Raw genomic sequence first — 13,632 nt, 5'->3', positions numbered from 1 at the left:
CTTGTGGCAACATGTCAGGGGTGCGCAGTCTGTCTGCGGATTACGCGAGTTCAAGCCACGTTAGCAGCGCTGTTCGGCCGAGTGGACGTGGCGTTCCCTCCCCTCGTGAAACAGGTATTCGCTGGGATAACGCCATGCGCCCTCCTGATCCGCACTGATCGCTGCCGGACTTTGAGCCGGACTCTGATCCGGTGCGGCGCTTAGATCTGAGCCCGCCTATGGCACCCCACCCTCACTTTCATGCACGCCTCGCGCTTCCCGGCTCCGAACACAGCGCGCGCATCACGTAGGCTCGATGAAGGCCGCCAACTGCTCTCGTCGACAAAAGGGAGAACATCAAATTGGATGCAAAACTGCAAAATATGCTTTCCTCGCTCTCGCCGGTGGCTCGCGAATTGGATGCTCTGCCGTCCGGGCGGCCCACCCCCGACAATACTTGCGTGAAACTGAATACGAATGAGAACCCATTTCCTTTGCCAGCCATCGTGATGCGAAGCGCAATTGCAGCTCTTGAGGTGCAATACCGCTATCCAGAAGACGACAATATCAGCTTGAGGCAAGCGGCCGCAGCGGCCTACGGGATTGCCACTGATCGCGTGATGGCTGGCAATGGATCGTCTGAACTCCTCAGTCTCATTTACAGAGCCTTTCTTGCCCCGGGCGACGGCATCGCAATGATGTCGCCCGGCTTCTCATTCAATCGCAAGCTTGCCATGTTGCAAGGGGCCCGGTTCATTGAAATTCCCTGGTCTGAACCCGACTGCTTGCCGATGGACGAGCTGCTTTTCGGTCCGGCTAAAGATGCCAAGTTCATTTTGCTGGCCAATCCGAACAATCCGACCGGAACCTTTGTTCCGGTCGCTGAGATCGAGCGCCTCGTTATACGGTCTGACCGATTGATCGTATTGGACGAAGCTTATGTCGATTTCGCACCTGAGGACGGCCTACGCCTCATTGAGCGCCATTCGAATCTTCTGGTCCTGCGCACGCTTTCCAAGAGTCATTCCGCCGCAGGCATTCGCGTCGGCTTCGGTTTCGGCCATCCCGAGCTGATTGGGCGGCTTCGCAACATCCAGAATGTTTTCAACATGAATGTGGTCGCTCATGCCGTAGGCATGAGCGTCCTTGCGCATCGCGACGCCTACGAGGAGAACCATCGCCACGTCAGGTTTGAGCGTCAGCGCGTAGCGGCCGCCCTCTCAGAATTTGGGTTCTCCGTAACGCCTTCCCACGCGAACTTCCTCCTCGCCCGTGTGCCGGTAGGCCAGTGTGGCAGATGGTGGCAGGCGGCGTTGCAAGACCAGAGCGTCCTCGTTGCCTTCTTTCCGGATGCCGGCCTGCAAGAGTGCATTCGCGTTAGCATCGGTACAAAGCGTCAGATGGATTCGTTCCTTGCGGCTGTCGGCAGCATTCTTAAGAAAGTGGGACGCGGTGGCGAGTGACCCCCTTCCACTCAGGTCACAGATCCCCGTTCATAATCGATCCGGACCCACACATGATGCAGCTTCGGGACGCAGCCAGATTCAATTTTTGTTCGGTCGGCGCATTACGAGCTGTTGAGAACGGCTTCGCAGCATATGCACCGCAGTGCCAGCGAGCGCCTCTTGCACCCCAAAGCCGGGCGGACTCCGGTCCTCTGTATAGGAGATAACTGAGTGAGAAACGTTCTTCCCTCAAACCTGACCTGCGGCATCTTTGATCATCTTGACGAGGACGGCCCCGATATCGCCCGGCAATACGGGGACCGCCTCGCGCTGGCGGAGGCCTACGACCGGCTCGGTTTCTATGCCTATCATTTGGCGGAGCATCATTGCACCCCGCATGGACGCGGTCCATCGCCGAACTTGTTTCTGTCAAGCGTCATACAACGCACACGGCGACTTCGCGTTGGTCCATTGGTCATGCTCCTCAACCTCTACCACCCGTTGCGGGCATTCGAGGAGATCTGCATGTTGGATCACCTGAGCAGCGGTAGGGTCGAGGTCGGTCTTGGTCGCGGCTCCCTACCGATCGAACTGAGTTATTTTGGGGTTGGAGCCGATGTTGCCTCAAGCCGTTACGAGGAAGCTTCCCAAATCTTCGCTAACGCGATGAATGGCGGCCCACTCTCATACCAGGGGCAACATTTTGTGCTGAGCGACGTTCCTTTGACGCTTTCGCCTCATCAGAGTCCTTGTCCCCCGACATGGATTGCTACAAATCGGCCAGAGTCCGCGCATTGGGCGGCGGCGAATGGCGCTAATCTGGCGTGCATGGGGCCCTCTTCTGCCGTTCGCAAGGTAACAGATCAATATCGCGCTCATCGAAACGCCAAGCATGACGCCAACGGTTCAGCACCATTTCTCGCATTGCTGCGCATGGTCGTAATTGCCAGCTCTGAAGCAGCCGCCCGGTCCCTCGCCGCGCCAGCCTACGAAACCTGGCTCAAGAGCTTTAAGTTCCTGTACGACCTCAATGACATCCCGCCTCCATCCAACCTGCCCCTAACCTTGGATGCCGCAATTGAGAGTGAACTGTGCGTTGTCGGAACGCGCGCTTCGGTGCGCCAAACTCTTCTCGATCACGTGGAAGAGGCAGGCGCCAACTATCTCCTTTGTCAGCTCGCCTTTGGATCTCTGTCACTGGATGCCTGCCTCAACACAGCAACTGCGATTCACTCCGAACTCATAGCGGCAGAGCACTGACGGTGAGCCTGCGACCCAATAAATTCCCCTTTGACCAGGCAATAAATGGCAACACCGAGGCCCATGAGCACCCGCAGCCGGATGCATTTGTCAGGCCGCTCTTGTGGCTCAAGTGGCTCTTACGCGCATGAGACCCTTTCGACTACATCACCAAACCGTAGTCTCAACGGCAATAAATGCCCTGTCTCCCATTTTGCGTGCGTTGACATTGGCCGCGCAGTGGTTCGCTTGGCCAGGTGAGTTGGCTCACGCTCATCCCGCTTTGGCGCGCCACTTCGTCGATCGCACTCCACACGAATCGAAGATGTGGCTTATCGCACGGGCGCGCCTGTCGTGACGCGGTCCCGGCAGCGCTCCGACCAGATAGAGGAGATCGCGCGTAAGCTCGAGATCGTGCTGGCGGAGCTGGCTTCGCTGCGCATTCTGCTGGCTGCGCACGGAATTAGCACCCCTCCACCTCTGCATGAGGACTACCTCACTGTTCAGCGATTCGCAGCGATGAACCACATAAGCCCCGAAGGCGTGCTCTCTCGGATCCGCCGCGGCAAGCTGCGCGCGGAGAAGCGCGGTGGCCGCTGGTGGGTGAAATGCACGGTTTGCACAGCATAGCCGTGCAGTGGCGAGGACAGTTATGATAGCCGAAATGAACCAATCCGAGATACGGAATCCAGCACATGGAAATGATCTGCGCGTTTCAGATGCTGCTCTTTCTGAGCTCGACCGGACGACCAATGGAGAATCAAGAGATGATCCAGGTCAACGTGGCGCACGACCAACACACCATCGCCGGATTGGGAGGCTCGATGTCGATGCACCCAGGCAATCACAAAATGCGTGGGCGCCCCGAGCACCTGGATATCGGATGACCCACCTTCGTAACCGGGATCACTCAGTCGATTCGGCCTCGTCAACAGAGCGAACCGGGTGAGAAAGCGAAAAAGAACGGACGCGTGGCAGACGTCCAACTCCGATGCCGCTGCATGTATTGTGGCAAAGGGAAAGCGGCGCACACCCTCCATGTCAGTTTTGCACGTGAGCCACCGCACGCGACCGGGTTACGGCTTGGAGCACAGAAAAATAAATGCCGTGCTCGCAAATCGCACACTTGCGAGTTCCGCTGAGCACATCTTGAACGTCCGTCTCACGCCCGCTAGGGCGTAGCAACGGACATGCATCCCAGTCATTCGGCTGTTCAGGGTCGCCTCGCGCGCCGGTGCCAAACGCGGACAGGTCTAATTTCGCTGGGATAGTCCCAGATTTTGGCCGGAGAAGGAGATAGCCAATGATGTCACCAAGACTGATGTCAGTCCTCGGGTCGACGGTAGCAGTCGAGCGTATGTTTTGGAAATTTCGAGAATTGATCGATGGCGATAGCGCGATCGCACCTGAAATTCGAGAGACGCTTCATGTAATGTTAGATGCAAAGCTTCTTTCCGCAAAAGATAAGATTATGAGCGACGCGCGCGCTGCGATCGACGCAACTCCTGATTTGCCGCAGGCGGGCCGCGATCGAGCATACAGGTCGCTCGACTTTGCAATGAAAATGTTCATGACCAGCGAACCGCGGCGCCCTCAGGATCCTTTTAACGAGGTCGGCATCTGCAGCGCTCATCCCAAGATGCCTTGATGCATGACCCGCTCCAGCGATCGGCGCCTCACTGCCGCCGTACGACCCGGCCGACAACGGTGCTTTGCCCTGCGTGGATGTCATCGTGCCCTGCTTCAACGAGGGACCCGCGCGCGCTGGCGGCGTGCCTGAGGTCTCTCGCAAGCCAAGGCTTCCGGCAGTTCTGCTCCGCCGCCGCTCCGAGTTCCCGCACACCGTGGTTCCTAATGCGGCATTCGGCCTTGCTCAAGCAAGGCAATTGCCGATCTGCCACAAGAGGGCGAAGGCCGAGCGCCGTCAGTTCGTCGAGCACAGAATCGGGAGGCGGCGTGTAGGGCACACGCGTGCTCGCGTGCAGCCAGTCCCAACAGCGCGGTGCAACGTGTGACTGCTGGCCGATTTGACCCTAGACACAGACGGTGAAGACTGCGAGCCGGCCGTTCACGGATGATCGGATCGGCCATGTATTCGCAACCGGCCCTGGACTTTCAACGTATCTTTGTGTGATCTTAGCATGCGCGGAAGCCATTGCCGGACCGAAATCTAATCAGCGCTGGTGCACACTGCGGAGAAGATATGTCTGGCACGCGAGCCAGCGCTTGAACTGAATGCGACGGCGAGCACGATTGCGACAGCATCGACAAGAGCACCTTTCACTCTCCTGCGGCATCTACGCCGCTTCAATGCCCGTGGCGATCTGCACTGGGCCAGAAGGGTGATCCAGAGCCACCGCACCACTTCGAATTTCATCTCGCGCAGGATCAGCGCCGCATTGACGGTGACAAATGTTTCCTGGCCAAATTCAGATCCCTGAACTCGCCTACCTAAACTGAGAGGTTTCGAAGGTTATGCTCCCCTCCTAGAACTCGATCGCCGATAGTCAGTACCGCGGATGCATCATGAAACCTGACGAGCGCCTCGCCAAGGTCCTTGAGAATAGCGCGTGTTTTGATGATGAGGCGTGGGAGGTGTGGGCGCAGTGCCTCTCACCCACTGAGCGGCTGGCGTACATTCGGAAGCGTCGCTCTCACTTCGGGTTCGCAGATTACGATGAAGTGATAGCTGTTGTACGGGGTCGGCGCTTCACCGGTTGCTCATCGCAGCTCCTTCGATGGCGTCACAGGATAAGAGCAAGGACGTTGCAAAGCGCTTTGCTCTTTTCGGTTGCGGTGTGGCTGAACGTCATTTGGGTTGCGGTGCGCTTCATCCGGTGAGATCAGCAGCACGCTTTTCGCCGTCGCCTCCGCAATCTAATTCGCACGCGAAAGAGCATTGCTAGGCGTGATCCGCAACGCCGCAACCTGACGCAGGGTTCGGTTCAAGCATTCCTTTCGGCCCAAATGTTGCCGTGCAGCTACAGCTATTCGTGCGAATGTTGTTAAGACGCGCGAGGCTCGGGGCACTCAAGACGTGAGAGCAGAAATGAAGAACTTGTTGCTTGCGACTGCAAGCATTGTGGCACTCGGCGCGGTGGCGCCCGCATTCGGCGCGGATCTGGCTGCGCAGCCCTTCCAGCCTCTCTATGCCAGAGCTCCGCAGCCTGTTGCGGCTACGATCTACGACTGGAGCGGCTACTACGTCGGCTTGAACGGCGGCTTGGGCTCAAGCGCGAATTGCTGGGACTTCAATGGCGGCACGCCTGAGGGCTGCCATGATGCGACCGGCGGTACCGTGGGTGGCCAGATCGGCTATCGAGGGCAGATCGGCCAGATCGTGCTTGGTGTTGAAGGCCAGGGGAACTGGGCTGATTTGATTGGGTCGAATGACAACGTCGCGTTTGCGGATAACAACCAGAGCAAGATTGATGCGTTCGGCCTGGTAACGGGGCAGATAGGTTATGCCTTCGACAACGTACTGCTTTACGCCAAAGGCGGTGCCGCAGTGACGAGCAACACGTATCAGATTAGCTCGACCCTCACCGGCGCGCAGCTTGGGAGCAGGCAGCACGTTCTTCGGGGGGGCGCTTTGGGAGCCGGCATCGAATACGGCTTCGCACCGAGCTGGTCGGTCAGCCTCGAGTACGACCACCTATTCATGCAGCCCGCAACGGTGCACTTCCCCGCGCCCGCAGGCGGAATCGATCGCATCCGCCAGGATTTCGATCTTGTGACTGCACGGATCAACTATAAGTTCGGCGGCCCCTTTCTTCTGAAATATTGATCAGCAGTACGAACGGCGGATCGAAAGCCCCGGCCCTGGCCGGGGCTTGTTTTTTGCAAGGGCGGGTTGGTGCCGTGCGGCAGGTCGTCACGTGACTTCAGCGGCGGGTTGATGCCGTTGGCCTTGGACCATTCACGCAGGAGGAGCTCGTCTTGCTGCATCAAGCAATACCGTTAACCCAGGCGACTAGGCTGTCGCAATCCAAGCCCAAAAACCGCTTCCATATTGGTCGAGTGGCGGCATCCACAACCAAGCACGCTTGCGAAGATCAGCGTCATCCCACGCGGGTCATCCATGCGCCGAATGGCCTGCCGTCATGGCCAGTCCACGTCACTGGTACTCGCATGGGTGTCGTTCTTGCGCTTCTAGCGGTGGAAGTTGGCGCCATCATCATCGTCGCCGCTGCCGTCCTTGGGACGAAAACTCTTCTGCGAAGCCCAGGCTTCGATCAGCGTTCCGTCCACCGAACAATGCTCGTCCGACAATAGTGGTTTGACCTGCGAATGGTTCAGAAGCCTGGTCATGAACTTCGTGAACACATCGCCGTTCTGCAGCCGCTCCCGGTTCTTGGTGAAGGTGGTCGGGTCCCACACCGGATCGTCCGGCGACAGTCCCACGAACCAGCGGTACAAGAGATTGTAGTCCAGTTGCTCCATCAACTGGCGTTCCGACCGAATGCTGTAGAATACCTGCAGCAGCAAGGCGCTCAGCAATTGCTCCGGCGGGATCGAAGGACGCCCCTCGCTGGCGTAGAGCCTTCCAAGGCTGCAGTTCAAATCACTCAAAACATCCCAGACAAGTTCCCGGACCTTCCGCAGCGGATGGTTCGCTGGCACACGCTTATCCGGTGCGATGTACGAAAACAGGCCGCCCTGATCCGTAAACCTGCCGCGCCCGGCGATTCGAGATGATAAAGTGAATCATCAAGCCGCCTCCGTGGCGAGGGGGTTCTTCAGCAGACTGCTAGAGACGTCAAAACATGATCCAGTCCCCTTGCCGACCTCGCTCGCGTCTGCGCCATGTGCCTGAAACTACGTTCAGTGAAGTTTAGCCCGATCGCGCGAGCTTCGTTCACAAACGCCCTCATTTATGTGACGCTTCAATAGCCTTCAGTTTGCGCATCGATGCCGTCACGGAGCGTCTACTCCTTCAAGCCGCAACAACGGCGGACAGCGCTGTTCGCTCCGTGACATCAAGGAGATCGGAGCGCGCACGAATTCAGTCAGCAAACAGGGCCCGATGGTCCTCGGTGGGGCGTCCAGTTCACTGAACGTCTTCGTTCTCCAGCGTTACGGTTGGGACTGGCCGCTTGAGGATTGGACAAAGACCTTCCCGTCGCGGCAACAGTCGCGTAACGCTCTTTGCTGCGGCTGCTAGGCAAGCACCGCGGGATAGCGCCCATCAGGCACCGTGCCCAGCAAAGCTGAGTTTTGGCGGCCGCACTCTCGGAAGTCGGGCAGCCGGATCAGGGCGGCTGTTTTGAATCACACACTTCGATTGCCAATCTCGGCGAAGCCTCCTGCCCGCGAAAGAGGACTTGGTACGAGCCTTGCTTGCTGAGGCGCAAAACCATGTGCTTCGCGCGAGCCGACGGATTACCTCCGCTCGGTGTCGGTTCCAGACATTGGATGTCTGCAACCGGACAGGGTGGAAAACAACAACAGGCAACGGGCGACATCCATAATCGTCGGCCAAGGAGAGATAGCATGTCCGGTGTTGCAGGCGCATTTCTGTTGCCTTCAAGCCGCTCACTAAGGACGGTTTACGATGAGCTCAAGCACATGCTGCCGAAGCTTGAAAACCGTGGACAGGAGGGGTTCGGCGTTGCCGCGTTTATGCATGAAGAACGGTTTCAACATACAAAGTCATGCCAGCCAGCAGGCACACTAGCAGGTGTTGATTTTGCTGAGCAGGACGCGGATTTCAGACCGCATGTAGCTATAGCACACGTTCGCACTCCCTCTCACAGAGAGAGGAGTGACGCCGACTTCCAGCCCTTTGACAATCATAAAACCTCCTGCCGTCGTTTGACGGCTTGTTTGAACGGGGCTCTGGTCAACGCTGATGAACTTAGGAAAGAACTGCACGCTGAAGGTCATTCCATCAGCGGAAAAACCGATGCGGAGCTCTTGCTCAAGCTTATCGAGAGCATTTGTCAAAGAGATTATTGGCAGCACGGTCTGCCGGTTAACTACGAAAAGGTCTTCCAAGACATTGACAAGGGTGTTGACGGAGCCGTCAGTGCACTCTTGTTGGATGGCCTAGGAAATCTGACCGCCTTCCGCAATCGCGGGGGTTTGCGGCCTTTGGAATTCATGCAAACCGAAGATGGTTTTCTACTTTTTGCCTCACAAAACAGTGCTTTCTCTGGGCTACAAGGCCGAGTCGGCAAAATTCGGCCAAGTCACATCAAGCATGTGAACGGCAGAACGGGAGACTGCCTTGAGCACTTTGTGGGCCAGGCTCGACACAGTCCCAAGCTTTGTGCCTACGAGACGCTTTATCTGGGAAATGCTAGGTCGTTGGTGCAATCGCAATCTCATCTATCAACTGGTCATGATATAGGCATGACCTCGGGCCGAATTGTCTGGCCGCGATTAGCGGTCGAAACAAGCTCCGGTACCATAATCGTTTCTTCCATTCCGCGCACCGGGACACCGTATGCCGACGGTCTATTTGCAACGCTGGCCAAGCAGCAACGTGCGCTCGTCCAACGGCACCAGGTGATCGCAGTAAACCGTTCTCGGCGCACACTTATCGGGTCTCTTGGCGAGCGCAAATCGCTCATCTGGCAAAAGCACCGCGTCGCAACGAACGACGTCACGGATAGAATCATCGTCGTAGGCGACGAAGCTCTTATTCATGGCGATACAAGCCGCGCAGTGACGGAGATGCTTCTTGCCGCTCGGGCAAAGGCTGTGCATTGGGCAATCGGTTCGCCGCCTATCGTTGCACCAAATTACTACGGCAGGGGTATCGAGACGATAGATGAGCTAGCGTTCTGGAAAATATGGAAACGCCTGGCACCCGAAACGCGGCAACATAGCCTGCGCTTTCATAGGATCGCGCCGCAAACGATCCGGGTGATCGAACGCAAAATTGCTCTATCGATCAACGCTGCTACCGGCGCGTATGTGCCCTTTGAAGATCTGCCTTCCATGCTGCCGCGGCGACATGAGGGAATCGATCTTTCTGCGCTTACGTTCGAGATGCCGACCCCTGGCGGGGCAAAACCGCGCAGACGAGACTTCGAACAGATTGATAGCCGATCTCACCTCAACGAAAACGTCTGCAGCATGAGGCCATGATGAAACCTGCTCTTGTATTCGATTGGAACGGCACTCTCCTCGACGACGCCGACGCCCTGCTACAAACGACGAACACCATTTTGGGCCGCTTCGGCCGGGTTGCCATCGACATGCAAACTTTTCGGGATCATTTCGATGTTCCACTTACGGTTTTTTTCCGCAATCTAGGAATGTCTGAGAGTGAAATCGAAACGGTCGATAGCCATGACAGCGCTATTTTTCACGACACTTACGAACCGCTGGCGAGCAAAGCCGATCTGCGCGAAGGCGCGCGTTGCATTTTGGAAACGGCACGTCAACAAGAGGTTTCCAGCATTATTGTCAGTAACCATATAGTCGATCCCCTTATTACCCAATTACGAAGACATGGAATCGAAGATTGTGTCTCGGAGGTTCTGGCTTTTGAAAGCCGCGCTACTCAATATAAAGGCATAAGCAAAGGAGAGCGGCTTCGTCTGTATATGCGAGCATACAATCTGAACCCCAGCTCAACGTTCATCGTCGGGGACATGCCTGTCGAAACGGATATTGCACGCGAACTTGGCTTGATCAGCATAGCCATTACGGGCGGATTTGTTTCCGAGACGCGTCTGCGAGCGGCGCAGCCGGATTATCTTATCGAGGACCATCATAAGCTGCTGCCCATTCTGCAGGAGCGTGGCCTTTTTCAAAACTCATAACGACGCAGAGCATGACTGAAACTCCGTCAACTGCAACGGCTGGGAAAGTCAGACAACGAATCGGCCTAATCGGCGCAAGGCGCATGAACAGGCATTGGAATCAGTCCTTTTGCGTCATGGCACTGAATTGCATGTCAAAGTCAACAGAACCCATGTTGGCGCGGAACGCTTGACTGGCTTGGGTGCTCATGAGCACACCGCAGTTTCTGAATTGGCCCGGCATGTAAGTGCCGTCGTTTTATCACTGCCAGCAAGTTGCGAGGTCGAGGAAGTCTGCCTTGGGCAAGATGGGCTATTTGCAAATTTGCCCCGACAGAGTTTGATACACCACGTCCTATCCTGCTTCCACCCTCACTTTAGCCGAACAGGCCAAAAAGCATGCATTGCACTTCATAGATGCCCCGTAACACGCCCCCCTGAACAAGCAGAGCAGGGCGCCTCAACGCCATCGTTGGATCGGATCAGAACACGTTTCCTATCGCGGCTCGCGTTCTTACCGCATTTGCGAGAACATCGTCCATGTGGGTGATATTGGGCAGGGCCATAAGCTCACACTTGTCAATAATAGCATGACGATGGGCATGGCGGCGCTGGTAGCCGAGAAGCTTGCTAGCTTGCCGATGCCATTGACGTCGACGTTGCAACCTTACGCTCCTTGGTCAGTCGCGGCGCGACCAATAGCGGGATATTCCAAAACTTTGCAGCCTTTTTGCTGGACGAAAAGCCGGATGTTTTGGCAATATCGATCAGAAACGCCAAAATGGATGTTCACTGCGGCGTGCGATTAGCATACGAAACAGCGTTGAAGGTGCCAGTTCTGCCTGCCGCCGCGCAAAAGTTCCGAACCTGTCCAACCGAAGCCAAAGGTGAATTCACCTTGCCTCATCTCGCGCTTTCCTCAAGGGATGACGAATCATGGCAGAATTGGTGGCGGATGCACCCAAAACACACCTCTATGGTCCATGTCTTCCTGGTCTCCAACGGCGCCTTCACACTGATGGCCAAAGCATCGGCTAGATGCATTTGTGCTCAGCGGACTTGGAAGCGATGCTCGAGCCGGGCTGCTGTTTTGAGCACGCAGGCTCGGCTGTCGTTCCCGCTTTTCAAGCTCTTTGAAGACGTCACCGGCCACAAAGCGGTTGCATACCTTCTGACGACGCATCTGCGGAATGGCGCCGCGAACGTGTCCTGGCCTATGAGGTTGAGGCGGGCATTGCGAACATATTTAGCCGGATGCTCAAGGAGCTGAGCATCAGACCCTCCTCAACATACCGCAAACCTTTTAGGAGCGAGGTGGCTATGGTAGGTGTGAAGCCCATTCGGCGATGTTCTTCATTCAGAACTAGCTCTTGAGGATGGGGCCTAAACGAGGGTGCGCGCCTAATTTTCCTAGTACTGGCCGATACGGGACTTCGCCGTCTGAGTTCCTCAATCTGCAACCTCACGCAGTGCGACTCAACACCCATTTCCTACGTCGAGATCCTTCCAGACGGGCCGCGGTCTTGAAGACGTAAAACCCGCGCCGCGAAATTCCTCGTAAGCGCTTAGCCGCAACCCTATTGAGGCTGGCTTGACGTTTTGCGGAATCGCCACGGCATGAGGTCTTCGATGCGGCTATGGGGATGGCCGTCGATGATCGACTCGAGTGTTTCGGCGATGTAGGCGGCCGGGTTGACGTCGTTGAGCTTGCAGGTGGCGACGATCGAGGCGAGCAAGGCCCAGTTTTCGGCTCCGACCTCATGACCGGCGAAGAGCGCATTTTTTCTGGTCAGGCAGACTGGCCGGATGGCGTTCTCGACCGGGTTCGTGTCGAGCTCGAGGCGCCCGTCTTCGAGGAAGCGGGTCAGATCTTGCCAGTGATTGAGCGCGTAGCGGATGTCCTCGGCGAGCGTCGAACCGCTGGAGATCATCGACAGCTGCTTCTCGAACCACATTTTCAAAGCGGCGACGAGAGCCAACGAATGCTCCTTTCGTGCGGCGAGCCGGATGTCCGGCGATGCACCGCGGACCATGGCTTCGATGGCGTAAAGCTGTGCGATGTGCCGAATGGCGGCCTCGGCGATCGGCGATTTGCTATTGCGGGCCAATTTGACGAAGCGTCGGCGCAAGTGGCTCCAGCAATGCACGAGCGTCCAAGGCCCTTGCAGTCGAGCGACTTCGGTCAGTCGATCATAACCGTCATAGGCATCGCATTGCAGGAAGCGTCCGCCAAAGCCATCCAGGAACTGCTCAGCGAAGGCACCGCTGCGACTGGGGGCATATCGGAACAGCACGATCGGCGGACTTGGGCCGCTGTGGCCGCGGTCGTCTGAGGCAATCGCCCAGAAGTAGCCTTTCTTCGTTTGGCCGCGCCCCGGATCGAGTACCGGCGCCTTGGTCTCGTCCATGAACAGCCGATCCGCCATGGCCAGGTGGTGGCGCATGTGTTCCGCGATGGGCTGAAGATGGAAGCAGGCGCGGCCGGACCAGTTGCCCAGTGTCGCCCGATCAAGCCGGATGCCCTGGCGCGCATAGATCTCGGCCTGACGGTAAAATGGCGTATGGTCGCCAAATTTGGAGACGATCACATGCGCGATGGCCGCTTCGGTCGGCAGCCCGCCGGGCACGACGTGCTCCGGTGCGTGCGCCTGCACGACGGGGCCGGAGCAGCGGCGACAGATGTATTTTGGGGCCGCAACCGCACGGGCAAAGCGTACTCGCAGGCTCGATGATCCGTTCCACCCGCGGCAAATGGGCAGGCAGGCAGCCGCGATTGCGATGAGAACCTTGATCCGGCGCGCTCCGCGATCGGCCCTTGATCACAGCCTCGGCTCTCTCCTGCGCCGCGTCCAGGATGCCTTGCGCGATCTCCACGTCTTCCAGCGGCAAGTGATACTGATCTGGCCGCAGCTTCTCGGACGTCGCGCCGAACTTCTCGCGTCGCAATTCGCCGAGAATGACCTCCAACCGACGCCGCGCCTCTTCCGACGTCGCCAGCGCCGCCTGATGTTCGCTCAAGGCCGCCTGCGTTTGCGCCAAAAGCGCTTTCAGTTGTTCATTTTCGTCGCGCAGCGCCGCGATGCTCATGCGCTACTTCGAGCACATCGCCGCCGCGCGTGCCACATTCAAAATAGCTTCCGAGTCATTCTGCCGCAGTTATCCAGCCGCCTGGGGACGCCGCGCTTCTTCCGGGCGGACCAACCTCCAATCCAGCC

At 57.4% G+C, this 13,632-nt stretch carries 9 protein-coding genes and 2 pseudogenes; 9 read left to right on the top strand and 2 right to left on the bottom strand.

What is annotated here, in order from left to right; genetic code table 11:
• Nucleotides 1-362 precede the first annotated feature (362 nt).
• The 6 genes from hisC to ABIB00_RS34905 all read left to right on the top strand — a co-directional run bounded on the left by hisC (nucleotide 363) and on the right by ABIB00_RS34905 (nucleotide 6,450).
• On the top strand, nucleotides 363-1,442 hold the full coding sequence (gene hisC, locus ABIB00_RS34930; RefSeq protein WP_354107507.1) for a histidinol-phosphate transaminase: 1,080 nt from the start codon (nucleotides 363-365) through the stop codon (nucleotides 1,440-1,442).
• A gap of 213 nt (nucleotides 1,443-1,655) precedes the next feature.
• A complete protein-coding gene (locus ABIB00_RS34925; protein ID WP_354107484.1) occupies nucleotides 1,656-2,684 on the top strand; it encodes an LLM class flavin-dependent oxidoreductase in 1,029 nt (342 codons plus the stop codon).
• Between the two features lie 306 nt (nucleotides 2,685-2,990).
• The gene (locus ABIB00_RS34920) at nucleotides 2,991-3,293 is read left to right on the top strand and encodes a hypothetical protein (protein WP_354107483.1); all 303 of its coding nucleotides are present in this window, start codon (nucleotides 2,991-2,993) and stop codon (nucleotides 3,291-3,293) included.
• Between the two features lie 65 nt (nucleotides 3,294-3,358).
• Nucleotides 3,359-3,550 carry a hypothetical protein gene (locus ABIB00_RS34915; protein WP_354107482.1) on the top strand — a complete coding sequence of 64 codons (192 nt, stop codon included), beginning with the start codon at nucleotides 3,359-3,361 and terminating at the stop codon, nucleotides 3,548-3,550.
• 416 nt (nucleotides 3,551-3,966) lie between these two features.
• Nucleotides 3,967-4,311 (top strand): hypothetical protein, encoded by a 345-nt coding sequence (locus ABIB00_RS34910; RefSeq protein ID WP_354107481.1) that lies wholly within the window; start codon nucleotides 3,967-3,969, stop codon nucleotides 4,309-4,311.
• Nucleotides 4,312-5,712: 1,401 nt separating this feature from the next.
• Entirely contained in the window at nucleotides 5,713-6,450 is a 738-nt protein-coding gene (locus tag ABIB00_RS34905) for an outer membrane protein (protein ID WP_354107480.1), read from the top strand.
• A gap of 368 nt (nucleotides 6,451-6,818) precedes the next feature.
• Here the strand turns inward: ABIB00_RS34905 and ABIB00_RS34900 are convergent.
• A pseudogene (locus ABIB00_RS34900) lies at nucleotides 6,819-7,352 on the bottom strand (transposase); the annotation flags it as partial.
• A gap of 804 nt (nucleotides 7,353-8,156) precedes the next feature.
• Here ABIB00_RS34900 and ABIB00_RS34895 point away from each other — a divergent pair.
• From ABIB00_RS34895 to ABIB00_RS34885, 3 genes are all read left to right on the top strand, one after another.
• The gene (locus ABIB00_RS34895; RefSeq protein ID WP_354107479.1) at nucleotides 8,157-9,758 is read left to right on the top strand and encodes an amidophosphoribosyltransferase; all 1,602 of its coding nucleotides are present in this window, start codon (nucleotides 8,157-8,159) and stop codon (nucleotides 9,756-9,758) included.
• A complete protein-coding gene (locus tag ABIB00_RS34890) occupies nucleotides 9,755-10,438 on the top strand; it encodes an HAD family hydrolase (protein ID WP_354107478.1) in 684 nt (227 codons plus the stop codon). The genes ABIB00_RS34895 and ABIB00_RS34890 overlap by 4 nt, the downstream gene beginning before the upstream one ends.
• Before the next feature lie 94 nt (nucleotides 10,439-10,532).
• Nucleotides 10,533-10,967: an NAD(P)-binding domain-containing protein gene (locus tag ABIB00_RS34885; RefSeq protein ID WP_354107477.1), complete on the top strand. Its 435-nt coding sequence runs from the start codon at nucleotides 10,533-10,535 to the stop codon at nucleotides 10,965-10,967.
• Between the two features lie 1,027 nt (nucleotides 10,968-11,994).
• Here the strand turns inward: ABIB00_RS34885 and tnpC are convergent.
• Nucleotides 11,995-13,504: pseudogene (tnpC, locus tag ABIB00_RS34880) on the bottom strand (IS66 family transposase).
• Nucleotides 13,505-13,632 lie beyond the last annotated feature (128 nt).

It is taken from the genome of Bradyrhizobium sp. LB14.3 (assembly GCF_040547985.1).
In the GTDB taxonomy this organism is placed as follows: domain Bacteria; phylum Pseudomonadota; class Alphaproteobacteria; order Rhizobiales; family Xanthobacteraceae; genus Bradyrhizobium.
The sequence above is the reverse complement of the archived record's forward strand: the minus strand, read 5'-3'. Positions and strand labels throughout refer to the sequence as shown.

What these genes read in the sequence shown, in the direction of transcription:
- hisC (WP_354107507.1), top strand. Translation starts at nt 363, where the DNA reads ATGCTTTCCTCGCTCTCGCCGGTGGCTCGCGAATTGGATGCTCTGCCG.
- ABIB00_RS34915 (WP_354107482.1), top strand. Translation starts at nt 3,359, where the DNA reads ATGGAAATGATCTGCGCGTTTCAGATGCTGCTCTTTCTGAGCTCGACC.
- ABIB00_RS34910 (WP_354107481.1), top strand. Translation starts at nt 3,967, where the DNA reads ATGATGTCACCAAGACTGATGTCAGTCCTCGGGTCGACGGTAGCAGTC.
- ABIB00_RS34905 (WP_354107480.1), top strand. Translation starts at nt 5,713, where the DNA reads ATGAAGAACTTGTTGCTTGCGACTGCAAGCATTGTGGCACTCGGCGCG.
- ABIB00_RS34895 (WP_354107479.1), top strand. Translation starts at nt 8,157, where the DNA reads ATGTCCGGTGTTGCAGGCGCATTTCTGTTGCCTTCAAGCCGCTCACTA.
- ABIB00_RS34890 (WP_354107478.1), top strand. Translation starts at nt 9,755, where the DNA reads ATGATGAAACCTGCTCTTGTATTCGATTGGAACGGCACTCTCCTCGAC.